14 protein-coding genes are annotated in these 14,966 nt (G+C 69.7%); 4 read left to right on the forward strand and 10 right to left on the reverse strand.

Annotated features, from left to right (window positions below; genetic code table 11):
* Window positions 1-155: 155 nt before the first annotated feature.
* The 8 genes from ACEN96_RS04130 to ACEN96_RS04165 all read right to left on the reverse strand — a co-directional run bounded on the left by ACEN96_RS04130 (window position 156) and on the right by ACEN96_RS04165 (window position 10,628).
* Window positions 156-851: a hypothetical protein gene (locus ACEN96_RS04130; RefSeq protein WP_495586785.1), complete on the reverse strand. Its 696-nt coding sequence runs from the start codon at window positions 849-851 to the stop codon at window positions 156-158.
* A 158-nt stretch (window positions 852-1,009) separates the two neighbouring features.
* Window positions 1,010-1,717, reverse strand: a complete 708-nt coding sequence (locus ACEN96_RS04135) for a hypothetical protein (RefSeq protein WP_495586786.1) — start codon at window positions 1,715-1,717, stop codon at window positions 1,010-1,012.
* 150 nt (window positions 1,718-1,867) lie between these two features.
* Window positions 1,868-3,268, reverse strand: a complete 1,401-nt coding sequence (locus ACEN96_RS04140) for a class II fumarate hydratase (protein ID WP_495586788.1) — start codon at window positions 3,266-3,268, stop codon at window positions 1,868-1,870.
* A gap of 160 nt (window positions 3,269-3,428) precedes the next feature.
* Window positions 3,429-4,619, reverse strand: coding sequence for a DUF1501 domain-containing protein (locus tag ACEN96_RS04145; RefSeq protein ID WP_495586790.1), 1,191 nt, complete (start codon window positions 4,617-4,619; stop codon window positions 3,429-3,431).
* A gap of 20 nt (window positions 4,620-4,639) precedes the next feature.
* Entirely contained in the window at window positions 4,640-6,199 is a 1,560-nt protein-coding gene (locus tag ACEN96_RS04150; protein WP_495586791.1) for a DUF1800 domain-containing protein, read from the reverse strand.
* Between the two features lie 58 nt (window positions 6,200-6,257).
* A complete protein-coding gene (locus ACEN96_RS04155; protein WP_495586792.1) occupies window positions 6,258-6,650 on the reverse strand; it encodes a DUF2442 domain-containing protein in 393 nt (130 codons plus the stop codon).
* The gene (locus ACEN96_RS04160; protein WP_495586793.1) at window positions 6,637-6,885 is read right to left on the reverse strand and encodes a DUF4160 domain-containing protein; all 249 of its coding nucleotides are present in this window, start codon (window positions 6,883-6,885) and stop codon (window positions 6,637-6,639) included. The genes ACEN96_RS04155 and ACEN96_RS04160 overlap by 14 nt, the downstream gene beginning before the upstream one ends.
* Before the next feature lie 167 nt (window positions 6,886-7,052).
* Window positions 7,053-10,628 carry an indolepyruvate ferredoxin oxidoreductase family protein gene (locus ACEN96_RS04165; protein ID WP_495586794.1) on the reverse strand — a complete coding sequence of 1,192 codons (3,576 nt, stop codon included), beginning with the start codon at window positions 10,626-10,628 and terminating at the stop codon, window positions 7,053-7,055.
* 140 nt (window positions 10,629-10,768) lie between these two features.
* Here ACEN96_RS04165 and ACEN96_RS04170 point away from each other — a divergent pair, with 140 nt between their 5' ends.
* Window positions 10,769-11,239 (forward strand): Lrp/AsnC family transcriptional regulator, encoded by a 471-nt coding sequence (locus ACEN96_RS04170; RefSeq protein WP_495586795.1) that lies wholly within the window; start codon window positions 10,769-10,771, stop codon window positions 11,237-11,239.
* A 179-nt stretch (window positions 11,240-11,418) separates the two neighbouring features.
* Window positions 11,419-12,105 carry a CBS domain-containing protein gene (locus ACEN96_RS04175; protein ID WP_495586796.1) on the forward strand — a complete coding sequence of 229 codons (687 nt, stop codon included), beginning with the start codon at window positions 11,419-11,421 and terminating at the stop codon, window positions 12,103-12,105.
* Between the two features lie 15 nt (window positions 12,106-12,120).
* Here the strand turns inward: ACEN96_RS04175 and ACEN96_RS04180 are convergent, their stop codons facing one another.
* On the reverse strand, window positions 12,121-12,546 hold the full coding sequence (locus tag ACEN96_RS04180) for a hypothetical protein (protein WP_495586797.1): 426 nt from the start codon (window positions 12,544-12,546) through the stop codon (window positions 12,121-12,123).
* 198 nt (window positions 12,547-12,744) lie between these two features.
* Between ACEN96_RS04180 and ACEN96_RS04185 the strand changes: the two genes are divergently transcribed.
* Window positions 12,745-13,290, forward strand: coding sequence for a protein phosphatase CheZ (locus ACEN96_RS04185; protein ID WP_495586798.1), 546 nt, complete (start codon window positions 12,745-12,747; stop codon window positions 13,288-13,290).
* 46 nt (window positions 13,291-13,336) lie between these two features.
* On the opposite strand, the gene ACEN96_RS04190 is transcribed toward ACEN96_RS04185, so the two are convergent.
* Window positions 13,337-14,155, reverse strand: a complete 819-nt coding sequence (locus ACEN96_RS04190; RefSeq protein WP_495586799.1) for a M90 family metallopeptidase — start codon at window positions 14,153-14,155, stop codon at window positions 13,337-13,339.
* 369 nt (window positions 14,156-14,524) lie between these two features.
* On the opposite strand from ACEN96_RS04190, the gene ACEN96_RS04195 reads away from it, so the two are divergent.
* Complete coding sequence (locus ACEN96_RS04195) at window positions 14,525-14,887, forward strand: hypothetical protein (RefSeq protein WP_495586800.1); 363 nt, start codon at window positions 14,525-14,527, stop codon at window positions 14,885-14,887.
* Window positions 14,888-14,966: the final 79 nt, after the last annotated feature.

Below are 14,966 nucleotides of genomic sequence, written 5' to 3' on the forward strand. Positions count from 1 at the left end.
CGCGGCGCCGTGTTTCCACGACTTCTCTTCGGAATAGCATGAGGATCCCTCCCGTTAAATATGTCGGGGCGGATGGCTCGGCATGGCGCCGGAAGGCGTGCTGGCGATGCCCGCTCAGAGCCGCGCGACGCTGGGGTTTTCGATGCTGAAAACGTTCAATCTGAGGGGACTGCGGGTGCAGGCGCCGCTGGGACCGGCAGGTCCGATGTCGAGATTCGGATCTGCTTCAGCGATACCTCAATGGAGCGGCACCTGCTCGGGAAAAAGTCACAGAGCAATACCGTCTCGCCTTGGGCGGCGGGGACTGAACCATCCGTGAAGATGAAAAGCCCGGCTCCCGAGGGATATGGGAGTGACAAGGCGATATCAATATCCTTGCGGCTGATCGGCTCCAACCTCTCCGCATAGCGGGTCAGATTATTGTTGGAGCGCGTCACCCATTCACCGTTGAGCGTGAAAGCGCCCTGAATGATCAGGGCGGACATGAGCTTCCCTTTCCAGGGAACCGCGCTCAGGGATCGGCCTGACAGGGCAACATCGGCGCAGGCGGAATAACAGCCTCCGGCGATGAATACATCCATTTCCTGAGCGCGCCAGGCCAGCCGTGCGCCCGGAATGCCAAGACCGCCAGGCACGTCAACGAGCCAGAGCCTTTCGATGGACGGATTTGCGTCAAGCAGCGAGAGCGCTTCGTTGACCAGCTGTTCGGTCAGGATGGTGTCGCGGACGACCAAGGCATCTCCGCTGAGATGCACATAAGGATTAGGCGCGGGGGCGTATGCAGGCTTGTCTGTCGCCGCCTGGACATTCATCGCCATGAGCACCGTCAAAACCGTAGCGAGGATCTTCATTGCCCTTCCTGAGCTGTCTAGAAACCAAGCCCAGTCTAGGAATGAATTCGCCGTGCATGTTCTGGGATATTTGCCTAACAAATATCTGCCAGCTCACCCACCGATATTGGTGGAAGGCGTCGGCCTTCAGCCGTTCAAATGAATAAGCCCGAGGGGGCTCATTCCTCCTCGGCGTTCAGCCCGCTTTGCCAGACCGGCAGCGCGGCATCGAACATCGAGGGCGCGCTTCCCAGCGCTTTCGGATCTCGGGCCATCTTGAGCCACGTCAATGTGTCGTGGTGGCTGCCCGGCAGCAGGTCGCGGCCGCGTTCCGCGCTCAGCCACGCATGCAGCGCGGCGTATTGCGCCGGATGCCGTTGCGCCGTCCAGCTCAGCGCCACCAAGTCGCCATAGCCTTCCTCGCGCCGCGTCGATTTCATCGAGAGGAACGCGCGCTTCAGATCCGCGCTCAACCCCTCCGGCGCCGGCGCCGCCGTGAATCCCGCCGGCAGGTTGAACCACGCGCCTTCCAGATAACGGTGGCAGTGGCCCAGCTCGTGCGCGGCCATCAATTCCAGCGCGCTGTCCTCCAGCCCCGCCGGCAGGCGCTGCATCGTCGCCTCGCCCTCCGGATTGCCGCGCAGGCTGAGCACCAGCTTGCAGCGGCCGTCCCGGAATCCCAGCGCCAGCGGCGCGGCCTCCGGCGCGTCCTGCGGCTGCACCACGATGTCCACCGGCATGCCGCCCGCCTTGGCGTGCTGCAGCACCGGCGTCATGCCGGCGATCCAGCGCTGTTCCAGCGGCGTCAGCCCGGCCGCGTGCGCGGCGGACGAAAGGACGGGGAGGGCGGCGGCCAAGGCGCTCAGCGCGGCGAACAACTTCTTCATCACGGCTCGGGTCCTGCAGGCAAGAAGGCAGAACACCGATGGTGACGGGCTCAACCCCGCTTGTGCGCGGCCGGTTCCGCGCGCGGTCCGGGCCGCCGTGAAAGGCTGCCGCTTGCGCGCGGCGCGTTCAGCCCAGCGCTCAGGATCGCGTCAGAGTCCGCCATCCGTGAGCTTGGCCGGATCCAGCATCTGCAGCAGCGTGGCGCGGTCGAACTCGGTCATGTCCTCGGCCACGTCGACGATGGGCCGCTTCTCCGCATAGGCGCGCTTGGCGATCGCGGCGGCCTTCAGGTAGCCGATCTCGCGGTTCAGCGCCGTCACCAGGATCGGGTTGCGCGCCAGCGCGTGCTGCAGTCCCTCGGTGTTGACCTTGAAGTCGCGGATCGCCTGCTCCGCCAGCGCCTTCGCCGCCGCCGCCAGCAGCGCCAAGCTGTCCAGCAGGTTGGTCGCGATCAGCGGCAGCATCACGTTGAGCTGGAAATTGCCCGACTGGCCCGCCACCGTGATCGCCGCGTCGTGACCGATGACCTGCGCGCACACCATCGTCACCGCCTCCGGAATCACCGGGTTCACCTTGCCTGGCATGATCGACGAGCCCGGCTGCAGCGCATGCAGCTCGATCTCCGCCAGGCCCGCCAGCGGCCCCGAGTTCATCCAGCGCAGATCGTTGGCGATCTTCATCAGCGTCACCGCCAGGCCCTTGAGCGCGCCCGACAGCGCCACCGCCGTGTCCTGCGCCGACAGCGCCGCGAAGAAGTCCGGCGCCGGCCGGAAGCTCAGGCCGGTGAGCGTGGACAGCTCCTCGCAGAAGCGCGCCGCGAAGTCCGGATGCGCGTTGATGCCGGTGCCCACCGCCGTGCCGCCCTGCGCCAGCTCGCACACCGAGGGCAGCAGCGCGCGCAGCTGCGCGCGCCGCGCATCGATCTGCGCGCACCAGCCGCCCAGCTCCTGGCCCAGGCGCAGCGGCATCGCGTCCATCAGATGGGTGCGGCCGGTCTTCACGTGGTGGCCGTCGCTCTTGATCTTGTCCTGCAGCGTCTGCACCAGCAGGTCCAGCGCCGGCAGCAGCTCGCCATTGAGCGCCTGCGCCGCGCTGATGTGCAGCACCGTCGGGATCGAGTCATTGCTGCTCTGGCCCGCGTTGACGTGGTCGTTCGGGCTGACCGTCGCCGGGTTCGCCGCGCCGCTGCCGATCAGCCGCGTCGCCACGGTGGCGATCACCTCGTTGGCGTTCATGTTCGAGCTGGTGCCCGAGCCGGTCTGGAAGATCTCCACCGGGAAGTGGTTCATCAGGGCCGGGTCCTGCAGCAGCTGCATCGCCGCGCGCTCGATGGCCTGGCCGATATCCGCGGGCAGTTGCTCCAGCGCGATGTTGGCGCGCGCCGCGGCCGCCTTCTGCAGCACCAGCGCGCGCACGAAACGCTCGGGCATGGGCTGGCGGCTGATCGCGAAGTTCTCGACCGCGCGCTGGGTCTGCGCGCCGTACAGCGCGTCGACCGGGACGGCGACCTCGCCCATGGAGTCACGTTCGATGCGGGTTGGCTTGTTCATGGGGGGGCTTTCGTTTCAGGCAGGCACGGTCCGGCTCGAGGAGTCCGGCTCAAGGGTCACGCTGATGACCATGAGCCAGGGTAGAAGGGAATTTCTCTCCTCCGCAAGGTTGGCGCGCAAGCGCTTGCGCGGCCTGGGGGCTTTGCCGTCCCGGCAAACCTCAGACCAGGCGCAGATCCTTGGGCCGCACGGCCGGGAACACGCGCGCGAGCGCCTCGTTCGACAACCCGAACTGGCGCTGCCACAGGCCGCCGAGCACCGCGCGGTAGTCGTTCAGCACCGGGTAGTCGCGGTTCTGGAACAGCGAGCCCGCCGTCAGCGCGATCTGGTCGCCGGCGACCGGACCGCCGCTGGCCAGGCCGCCGCCCAGCAGCCAGTACACGCTGCCGTGGCCATGGTCGGTGCCGCGGTTGCCGTTCTCGCGGAAGGTGCGGCCGAACTCGCTGATCACCATCACGGTCGTCTGGCGCCAGAGCTCCGGGCCGAGTTCATCGGCGATCGCCGCCAGCCCGCGCCCGAGTTCCTCGAAGCGGTTGGCGAGCTGCCCCGCCGCGCCGCCCTGGTTGACGTGCGTGTCCCAGCCGCCGACGTCGATGAAGCCCAGGCTGAAGCGCCCGCGCATCAGCGTCGCGATGCGGCGCGCCTCCAGCTCGAAGCCCTTGGCCGGGATCGCGTTGCGGCCGGCCGCGTCGGTCATGGCCTTCATCTTGTCCGGCGACAGGTCGCGCGCCAGCTCCTCGCGCAGCGCCAGGCCCTCCTGCACCGTCGAGCCCAGCGGCTGGTCCTGGTACATGCTGGCGATCAGCGCGCGGCTCTTCGCGTCGACCGCCGGGCGCGCGGTCTCGCGCAGCCCCGCGTTGGCGATGCGCGCCGGACCGCGGAAGGCGATCGGCAGCTGGTCGGTGAAGGACAGCGCCTGCTGCGCATCGAGCTCGCCGGCCAGGCGGTTCAGGAAGCCCGAGTTGTAGTCGCGCGAGCCGCCGACCGGCTGGCCGAGCTCGATGCTGTCCTGCGTCTCGAAATGGCTGCGCGACAGGTCCTCGGTGCCGGCGAACGGGATGAAGCGCGCCTGCCCGGCCTGCGCCAGCGGGAACAGGCTGTTGCGCAGCGCGGGGTGCAGGCCCCAGTCCGCGTTCAGGGGCAGCGCCGACGCGGTGTCGGCCGGCGAGGGCCGCGCGATCGCGATGCGCGGCCGCTGTTCGTAATAGAAGCTGCTGCCCACCGGCACCAGCAGGTTGGCCGCGTCGTAGCCGCCGCGCAGGAACACCAGCAGGAAGCGCGGCCGGTCCGCGCCGGCCGCGAACAGCCGCGCGCCCGACAGCGCGAGCGGCGCCGCCGCGAGGGCTTGCACAAGAGAGCGTCGTTGCATGGTCAGCGGTACATGAAGTCGGGACTGGACAGCAGCAGCGTCAGCCATTGCTGTGGCGAGGTCGTCTGCGCCAGCGCGCCGCGCGTCGCGGCGGCCAGCGTGGGTTCCAGGCGCGCGCGCAGCGGCTGCAGGTCGGGCATGGGCACCGGCGTGTTCGCGCCGTCGGGCCGGTACAGCGCCACCGCGCCGCCGCCGATCTGGCGCGCGATCTCGAAGCGCTGCGTCATCTGTCCGGGGCTGTTCCAGGCCTCGGCCGTCATCGGATAGCCGTCCGGCGTCTGCTTGTCGTAGAGGCCCTGGCCCAGCCGTCTGAGCCAGTTCTGCAGCGGCTGCGCGTTCTGCAGCTCACGCTGCTCGAAGCCGGCGCGCAGGCTGGACAGCAGGTAGTGGTACGGGTCCTTGAACTTGGGCGACTCGGCCGACGCGAACTGCGGCGAGAACAGCAGCGGCCGCAGCGTCGCCGGGATGTCCCCCTGGGTGCGCAGGAAGGCGGCGGTCATCGCGTCGACGGTCGCCGGCGGCGGCTGGTCGCTGAGGAAGAACACCGCCAGCTTGCGGCTCACGAAGCGCGCGGTCGCCGGCTGCGAGACCAGCAGGTCCAGCACCTCGTCGAGCTCCTCCGGCCCGCGCCCCTTGATCGTGCGGCCGAGCAGCCGCTTGTCGCCGAAGTCGTGGCGCGCCGGGTGGAACTCGAACAACCCGTCGCGCCGGTAGAGGCGCTCGAACTTCGGCGCGACCTTGGCTGGATCCGGATCGATGCGCACGCCGAAACCGGTCAGCACGCGGGCCAGTTCCTGCACGTCGCGTTGCGAGTAGCCGCCGTCCACGCCCATCGTGTGCAGCTCCAGCAGCTCACGCGCGTAGTTCTCGTTGATCGCGCGGACGGCGTTCTGGTCGTTGTCCAGGTAGCGCAGCATCGCCGGATGGCGGGCCACCGCGCCCAGCATCCGGCGGAACGAGCCGAGTGCATTCGGACGCAGCGCGCGGTCCTGGTAGTCCGACAGCATCAGCCGGATGTCGCGCTTGCCCTGGTGCACGTTGAAGTGGTTGAACCAGAACCAGGACAGGTGCTCGAGCAGCTGCTGCTCCGAATACAGCTCGCGCATCAGCTGGCGCTCGCCGGTCTCGCGCGCCGCCTGGCCTTGCGCGTCCTGGTAGGCCTTGCGCGCGGCGGCGCGTTCTTCTTCGGACGCGCCCTTGTCGCCATCGCGGCGGAAAGATTCGGCCGCCCACACGCGCATCGCGACGTCGCCCTGGCTGATGCCCAGCGCGTCGATGCGGGCCTGGACCGGCGCGGGCAGCGGCGCCTTCGGGTCGGCCTTCAGCTGGCGCTCGACATAGCGGCCCCAGCCCTGACGCTCGATCTCGCCCAGTTGCGCCTGCGTCGCGCCCCAGCCGATGCGATTGGCGGCGCGCAGGCGCTGGGCTGCATCCATCGGCACGTCGGGCACGGTCGCCATGCCGCCGCAGGCGGCCAGCGCCGCCGACGCGGTCGCGCCGAGCAGCAGCGTGCGCCGGCGCAAGGGAAGGGGCGATGTCGGCAGGGGCGGGGACAGTGACATGCGGCAAGCATGCCGTCCCCTTGTGAACGGTGTCCAGCACTCTCCGGAGGCCTTTGCGCTACTTCACACTTGTAGCGCCCGCGCGCAGCGGCGAGGCCTGCCGCATCGCGGCCATCCAGCGCTTCGTGCCCATCACGCCTTCGAGCAGGCCGGGCAGGTAGACGTCGGCATTGAGCCGCGGGAAGTACACGCCCAGTCCCGACGGGGAGATCTCCGCCTCGGCCAGGTCGCCGGCCTCGGCGCCGCCCAGGCCCTGCACCAGCCAGGGCGCGAAGGCGAGCTCGACGCCGGTGTCCAGGATCACCAGCACGCGGTCCGTCGCCCCGTCATAGCGCACCGCCACCGCGGCCGGCAGCAAGGAGCGCTGCAGCGCGCCCGCGTGATCGGCGGCCTCGTAGTCGTCGGCGCTGATGACCGGCAACGGCGCGTCCGTCTCGTCAATGCCGGCCATGGAGCGTCCTCCAGTCCGCGAGCAGGCGCGGCATCTGGCTCGCCAGCACCTGCGCGATGCGGTTCAGCCGGGCATGGGTGAAGAAGTGGTTCTCGCGCAGCGCCAGCGCGCCGCCGGGGCCGCGCAGCTCGAAGCGCGCCTCGCAGCCCTGGCCCATCACGTGGACCTGACCCGGGCGCTGATCGTTCAGATAGATCACGGCCCGCAATCCGTTGAACTTCAGGATCGTCGGCATGGCAGGGACCGGTCCGCGATGCCGGACCGGGCAGGGAAGTGGCACAGGGGGCGAAGCTTCCCCGCCTTCCCGGCCGCGCGCCTTGACGGATGTCGAGAAACACGCCGTCCGGTGCCGCGCTCCCTCTTGAGGGCGGCCGCCTCCCCCGAAGCGGCGGGATCAGGCGCTCACAGCTCGGCCACGCCCTTCACCCGCTCGGGGGCCTTCGTCAGCGGCACGACAACCATCGGCGTCTCGACCGCGCGGCCGTGGAAACGGTCGAGCAGGTCCTTCCATTGCGCGCGCACCGTCACCACGTTCGCCAGCTTCACGTGGCCGTAGCCGCGGATGCCTTCCGGCAGGCGGGCGAGCTTGATCGCGAGGTCCAGCTTCTCCGCGCCCAGGCCGGCGAGCAGCTCGTCGACCAGGGCCTCGTAGTCGCGGATCAGCTGGCGCTCGAGGCGGCGTTCCTCGGTCTTGCCGAAGAGGTCGAGCGCGCCGCCGCGCAGGCCCTTGAACTTCGCCAGCGTCTTCAGCGCCTTGAAGGTCCACGAGCCCAGCTCGACCTTCTTCGCGCGGCCGTCGGCGCCGGGCTTGGCGATCAGCGGCGGGGCCATGTGGAAGCTGAGGTGGTCCCAGTCCTCGAACTGCGCCTTCAGCGCGGCCTCGAACTTGCCGTCGGTGTACAGGCGCGCGACCTCGTACTCGTCCTTGATCGCCAGCAGCTTCGCGTAATAGCGCGCCACCGCCTTGGTCAGGCGCAGGCCCTTGCCGGCCTCGCCCAGCGCCGATTCGGCGGCGCGCACGCGCTGCACCAGCGCCTCGTAGCGGGCGGCGTAGGCGGCGTCCTGGTAGTCGGTCAGGAAGGCCTTGCGGCGCGAGACCAGGCCGGGCTGGCCGTCCTTGTCGTCGAGCTGGTCGAAGTTGAACCACTGCACGGCCGAGCCGGCCTGCTCGCCGGCCAGGCGGCGCAGCGCCTCGGGCGCGGCGATGGCCAGGCGGCCCAGCGCGAACGCGGTCTTGTTGTTCTCCACCGCCACGCCGTTGAGCTCGATCGCGCGCATCAGCGCCTCGAAGGACACCGGCACCAGGCCGCGCTGCCAGCACGCGCCCAGCATCACGATGTTGCTGGGCATGGTGTCGCCCATCAGGCGCTGCGCGATGTCCTGCGCGTCGATGCTGGTCAGCAGCGCCTTCTCCTGGCCGACGGCGTGGCGCATCTTGGCCAGCAGCGAGTCGGCCTGCAGGCTCGCATCCGGGTTGCGGACGAAGGCGGCGGTGGGCAGTTCGTGCGTGTTGGCCAGGATCACCGTGCGGCCGGCCTTCACCGTCGCCAGCGCGTCGGCGCTCGCGCCCACGACCATGTCGCAGGCCAGCAGCACGTCGGCCTGCTGCGTGTCGATGCGGACCTGGTTCAGCAGGTCCTGCGTCGGCGCCACGCGCACGAAGGACAGCACCGCGCCGCCCTTCTGCGCGAAGCCCATGAAGTCCAGCACCGAGCTCTGCTTGCCCTCCAGGTGCGCGGCCATCGTCACCAGCGCGCCCACCGTCACCACGCCGGTGCCGCCGACGCCGGTGACCAGCATGTCGAACGGGCCGGTCCACGCCCAGGCCGCGGGCGGCTGGATGGCGGCGATCTCGCGTGCCAGGTCCGCGGGCCCGAAGGCGGCGCCGGCGCGCTTCTTCAGCTTGGCGCCGTGCACCGACACGAAGCTCGGGCAGAAGCCGTTCACGCAGCTGAAGTCCTTGTTGCAGCTGCTCTGCTCGATCGCGCGCTTGCGGCCGAAGTCGGTCTCCACCGGCACCACCGACAGGCAGTTGCTGGCCTGGCCGCAGTCGCCGCAGCCCTCGCAGACGGACTCGTTGATGAAGATGCGCTTGTCGGGGTCGGGGAACTCGCCCTTCTTGCGGCGGCGGCGCTTCTCGGCGGCGCAGGTCTGGTCGTAGATCAGCACCGTCACGCCCTGGATCTCGCGCAGCTCGCGCTGCACCGCGTCGAGCTCGCCGCGGTCGTGGAAGGTCGTGCCGGCGGGGAACAGGCCGTGGTGGCCGTCGTACTTGCCGATCTCGTCGGAGACCACGACCAGGCGCTTGACGCCCTCGGCCTCGACCTGGCGCGCGATCTGCGGCACCGAGGTCTGGCCGTCGACCGGCTGGCCGCCGGTCATCGCGACCGCGTCGTTGTAGAGGATCTTGTAGGTGATGTTGGCCTTGGCCGCGATGGCCTGCCGGATCGCCAGATAGCCCGAGTGGTAGTAGGTGCCGTCGCCCAGGTTCTGGAAGACATGCTTCTCGGTGGTGAAGCGCGAGTGCGCCGCCCAGTCCACGCCCTCGGCGCCCATCTGGATCAGGCCGGAGGTGCCGCGTTCCATCCAGCTGGCCATGAAGTGGCAGCCGATGCCGGCCAGCGCGCGCGAGCCCTCGGGCAGCTTCGTCGAGGTGTTGTGCGGGCAGCCCGAGCAGAAGTAGGGCTGGCGGCGCACCGCGTCGGCGCTGTTGGACAGCAGGCAGGGCGTGAGGAAATCGACCACCAGATGGCGGCGGTCCAGCGCCGGATTCAGCCGCGCGAGCCAGTCCGCGACGGTCGGCATGATGCGCGACGGCCGCAGTTCGCCGAGCGCGCTCAGCACCGCGGCCCCGTGTTCATCGGACTTGCCGACCACGCGCGGGCGCTGCGCATCGGGCAGGTGATAGAGCAGCTCCTTGATCTGGCGCTCGACGACGGGCGCCTTCTCCTCGATCACCAGCATGTCGGTCAGGCCCTGCGCGAACTCGCGGATGCGCGTGGGCTCCAGCGGGTACACCAGGCCGACCTTGTAGACGCGCACGCCGGCCGCGGCCAGCGCGTTGGGATCCAGGTCCAGGCGGCGCAGCACTTCCATGAAGTCGTAATGCGCCTTGCCCACGGTCACGATGCCCAGCGACGCGCGCGGGCTCACCACGATGTGCTTGTCGATCGAATTGATCTTCGCGAAGGCCAGCACCGCGTCGATCTTGTGCGCCAGGCGCGATTCCAGCTCCAGCGACGGCAGGTCCACCGGGCGGATGTGCAGGTCGGTGGGCGGCGTGTGGTCGACGGGCAGCTCGAAGTCCAGCGGCACCGCGTCCAGGTCGACGGTCATGCCCGACTCGACGACTTCCGAGATGGCCTTGAATCCGACCCACGCGCCCGAGAAGCGCGACAGCGCCCAGCCGTAGAGGCCGAACTCCAGGTACTCGGCGACGTTGCCCGGATGCACCAGCGGCATCGACCAGGCCTGCAGCGCGAGGTCGCTCTGGTGCGGCGTCGACGAGGACACGCAGCCATGGTCGTCGCCGCAGACGACGAGCACGCCGCCCTGCTTCGCGGTGCCGTAGACGTTGCCATGCTTGAGCGCGTCGCCGGAGCGGTCCACGCCCGGCCCCTTGCCGTACCACATCGCGAAGACGCCATCGACGGTGCGCTTCGGATCGAGCGCCACGCGCTGCACGCCCAGGCAGGCGGTGGCGGCGAGGTCCTCGTTGATCGCGGGCAGGAAGTTGACCTGGGCCTTCTCGAGGAACTTCTTCGCCTTCCACAGCTGCTGGTCGACCATCCCGAGCGGGCTGCCGCGATAGCCGCTGACGAAGCCGGCGGTCTTCAGGCCCTGGCGCTCGTCCTGCGCCTTCTGCATCAGCAGCAGGCGGACCAGCGCCTGCGTGCCGGTCAGGAACACCTGGCCGGCGCTGGCGGCCAGGTTGTCGGAGAGCTGGTAGGGACGCAGCGAGGGAGTGGCTTCGGACATGGCTGTCTCCGACCCGCCGGGGCGGCGCGGGTTCTTATGGTCTGAGAGGGGAGATTCTTTACGAGACAATGCGCGATTTCTTGCTTCGTTCGCTCGCCGGGAGCCGTATATGGAGTGGATTGAACTCAGGAATGGCGCTTATGGGAAATGAACGTTTCGATCGGGCGACGCGTTTGATCCTCGAGGCGCTCCAGGCCGATGCGCGCCAGAGCACGCAGCAGCTGGCGGACCGGGTGGGGCTGTCGGCGACGCCGGTCTGGCGCCGCATCAAGGAGCTGGAGGAGCGGGGCGTCATCCGCCGCCAGGTGGCGCTGGTGGACCGCGAACAGCTGGGCCTGTCGATCTGCGTGCTGGCCAACGTGAGCCTGGTCCGTCACACCGAGGGTGCGGTCGATGCTTTCGAGGCCATGGTGGGCGGCAGTCCCGAGATCGTCGAATGCCAGGCGATCACCGGCGAGGCGGACTACGTGCTGAAGATCGTCGCGCCGGACATGAAGGCCTACGACCAGTTCCTGCAGAGCAAGGTGTTCAAGGTGCCGGGTGTCGCGAGCGTGCGCAGCAACGTCGTGCTGCGCGAGGTCAAGTACGAGACCGCCTACCCCGTCCCCTGACCCTTTCCTCCTTCCTCCTTTCTCCTTTCTTGAAGGCAGCGAGTGCCGTTGGGGCCGGAATGATGCGAGGGGGTCCAGGAGGGAGCCCCCTCGCGTCGTGGAGAGCCCGCGCTCGGCCGTCCGGAGTTAGGCGTTCTCCTCAATGGGCACCGCCGCTGCCACATGACATGCTCCCCGGCATGTTTTCCGTCTACGGCACTTCCGGAAAGATCCTGACCGGTGGTCTGGAGCAGGTCCGCGACCTCGCCCCGGTGCAGGCGGTCGCCCGCACGCGCGCGGTGGCGCCGGTGGCGCGCCAGGGGGACCTGACGCCGTCGTCCGTCGTGCTCGCGGGCGTGAGTCCGGGCGGTGTTGGCGGCGGCGCGACGGGCCCGTCGGCCTATGTCGCGCACGAGGCGCTGGCGGCCTATGCCGGCGACACGCAGCGTCAGGTGCTCACGCAGGTGCATCAGCTGATGAGCCGCAAGCTGATCAGCGTGATGTCGGGTGCTCCGCTGCGCCGGGCGATGCGGATGATGTCGCGCGCCGGGGTGGCGCAGGCGCCGGTGCTGGGGCCGATGGGCGAGGTGCGCGGGCTGGTGTCGCGCGGCGATCTCACGCGCGGGCTGGCGGATGATCTCGACGAGATCACCGAGATGACGCTCATCGCGCGGCGTCTGGCCGCGGCGGTGGATGACGTGATGTGGACGCCGGTGCCGGTGGCGCAGCCGGACACGCCCTTGCGCGAGGCGGCGCAGCTGCTGCTGGAGCTGGGGCTGCCCGGCCTGCCGGTGGGCGACGACAACGGCCATCCGATCGGCTTTCTCTCGCGCAGCGACCTGCTGCGCGGCATGACGCACGAGCCGCCGCTGGACCTCTGGTCCTGAGGGCGGACGCCGGCGTCAGTACTTGCGCATCCCGCGCTCGGCCTCTTCCTGCTCGATCGCCTGCAGCGTGCGCCAGTCGGTGCACACGAACACGCCATCCTCGACGATGCGATCCGGCAGCGAGCCGTCGCCGCGGGCGATCTTCCCGTCCTTGCACACCAGCGTGCCGCGTGCCTGGCCCTGCTCCTGCAGCGCCTTGCCCACGGCCATCGAATCGCGCGTGTACAGCGTCAGCATCAGCAGCGCGAACAGCACGCCCAGCATCAGCGCCACGCCGACCATGATGTCGCTCGCGTCGCGCAGCGCGGACGGCGGCGGCGCCGTCTGCGCGCGGGGCGCGGCGGCGAAGCTCGCGCCCTCGCCGCGGGACGGCGGGTTCGAACCAGACCGCGCGGGGGCGCGGTGATAACCGGGCGAGGGACGGGTGGTGGCCATGTTCATGTGACGGATCGCTTTGCCAGGACAGACAAGGACGGGCCGAAGGACGGACGGGTTGAAGGCTACAGGCGACCGCGCCGGTCCATCACTTAAATGCAGTGCTCCCCACCAAAAATGCACGGGTGCCCAACCCCCTTTCCGATGGTTACAGTAGTTGCAGAATTAAGATTTCGGGACTCTCGCGAGCAGCATTCCGACACCATGTCCAAGCCCGACACCCCTCTCACGGCCACCGAGCACCAGGCGCTGCACAAGCTGTCCCAGGAACTCCCGGACGCCTGCGAGCGGCTGGATTACGTCAAGCGCATGACCGACCAGGCGGCGAGCAAGGTGCTCGGCATCGTGGAGGCGGCGCAGGACGACGCGGAAGCGGTGCGCCGCCAGGGGCAGGAGCTGTCGGAGTCGCTGCAGCGGCTGGCGGCCGCGCCGGACCTGAGCGTCGAGCGGGCGCGCGCCATGATGCGGCTGTGCGCGGCTTACGCGGCCGGGGCCGCCGGTTTCGCGGATCGCGTCCGCGGCCTGCAGACCGAAATCATGATGGCGCAGGACTTCCAGGATCTGTCCGGCCAGGTCATCAACAAGGTGCTGGGCATGCTGCGGCCCGCCGAGGAGCCGCTTCAGCAGCTGCTCGCCGCGCATGAGCCGCCGGTCGCCGCCGCCGAGGAACAGCTCGCCGGCGTGCAGACGCCCGACAAGGCGCTGCAGCAGGACGACGTCGACGCGCTGCTCGCCGAAATGGGCTTCTGACGCGCTCTTGATGGAGTCTTGACGGCCGCCTGACGGGCTTGTCCGCTCAGGACCACAGCATCGGATCCAGCTCGTAGAACCGTCTCAGCTCGGCGTACAGCGCCGGGTGCGCCTGCGCCAACGCCCATGGCTGGCCGAAGAATCGCTCGCTGGCCACGGCGAAGAACTCCGCCGGCTCGGTGGCCGCGTAGTCGCCCAGCGGATCCGGCTCGCCCGCCGCGAGGCGCGCCCGCAGCAGGTCGAAACTCTGCTGCATCACCGCGGCCCAGCGCGCCTGCCGCGCCCGGTTGCCCAGCCATGGTGCGCCGTTGGCGACACCCTTGACCTGATCGAGCTGGTGCGCGAACTCGTGCACCGCGACGTTGTGACCCAGCTCCGGCTGCGACGCGTCGCGCAGCACGTCGTCCCAGGACAGCACGACCTGCCCTTCGCCCCAGGATTCGCCGCTCAGCACCTGGCGTTGCTGCATCTGCAGCGGCCCTTGGTGACGGACCCGGTCGACGATGAAGGCGCCGGGATAGACCAGCACCGTGTGCAGCTTGGGGTAGTAGCCGCGCGCGCGGCCCAGCAGCGGCAGCGAGGCCAGCGCGGCGACGGTCACGCGGACCTCGTCGGTGATCACCTGGCCGGCGCAACCGATGAAGGACTTCTCCGCCAGGAACACCTGCATCTGGCGCTTGAGCTTGAGTTGCAGGTCCGCCGGCAGGCGCGCCACCTGCGGCACGTTGCGGCGCAGGATCGCGCGCCACGCGGCGGGGAAGGCCTTCGCGCGCAGCGCGGCGCGGCGGCGCGCCTGCCGCCAGGGCTGGCTCAGCAGCCAGAAGCAGATCAGCGCCGCGATCAGCGCGAGCACGAGCAGGGTCATTGGGGCAATGCGCCGGGGCAGCCTGGCTGCGAAGACCTGAAGATGCGCGCGCCCCGCGTTCTTTTCAAGAGCGGGCCAGGTCTTGCGCCCGGGGACCGGATTCGATCGCGGCGCGAACGGAACTGCGGCGCCCGCGCGACGCGGCGGCTCGGCGGGGCGATTGACGTCCGGGCGGCCCCGATCCGGCGCGGTCTTTGCGCCTCGGGACCGGACAATTTCGGCCGGGATCGACCAGGACTTGAGCGCTGATTCAAGCGCCGCCGCGAAACGGTCGTCCTCTTGCCAATACCAGCGTCATGAGGGAGCGCGGTCACCAGCCATCGGGCGCGGGGCCGCCGGGGCGATTTGAAGTTTTCCGAAGTACAGGCGATGCCGCTCAGGACGTCGCCGTTCGATGTCAGTCCGTTGCAGCAGTACCGCGCCAAGGTCCAGCAGGAGATGCTGGACGGCCCGCCGCCGTCCGTGGTGCTGAAGCTGTCGCCGTTCATCGGGACGGAAGGGCCGCTCAAGGAGATGCGCGCCCGCGACAGCGCCGACGTCACCTACGGCCGGCACCCGCTCGGCCAGGAGGCGCCGCCGGTCAGCCGGGTCCAGACGCCGGCCTATTCGCGCGGCACCTACACGGCGGCGGATTTTCCCGACCTGAAGGTGCAGGTCTCGCTGGGGCCGGTGCTGTCCAGCCATGTCGAGCGCGCCGGCGGCACGCCGCGCGTGCTGGACGTCACCGCTTGAGCGTCACCGCCTGAGCCGCCGGGCGCCCCCGGGGCGCCGGCGGGTGCCGCGCACCCCGTGTTCATGCGGGATGCAAGGA

The sequence above is a fragment of the Roseateles sp. Mitsp63 genome (genome assembly GCF_059491535.1).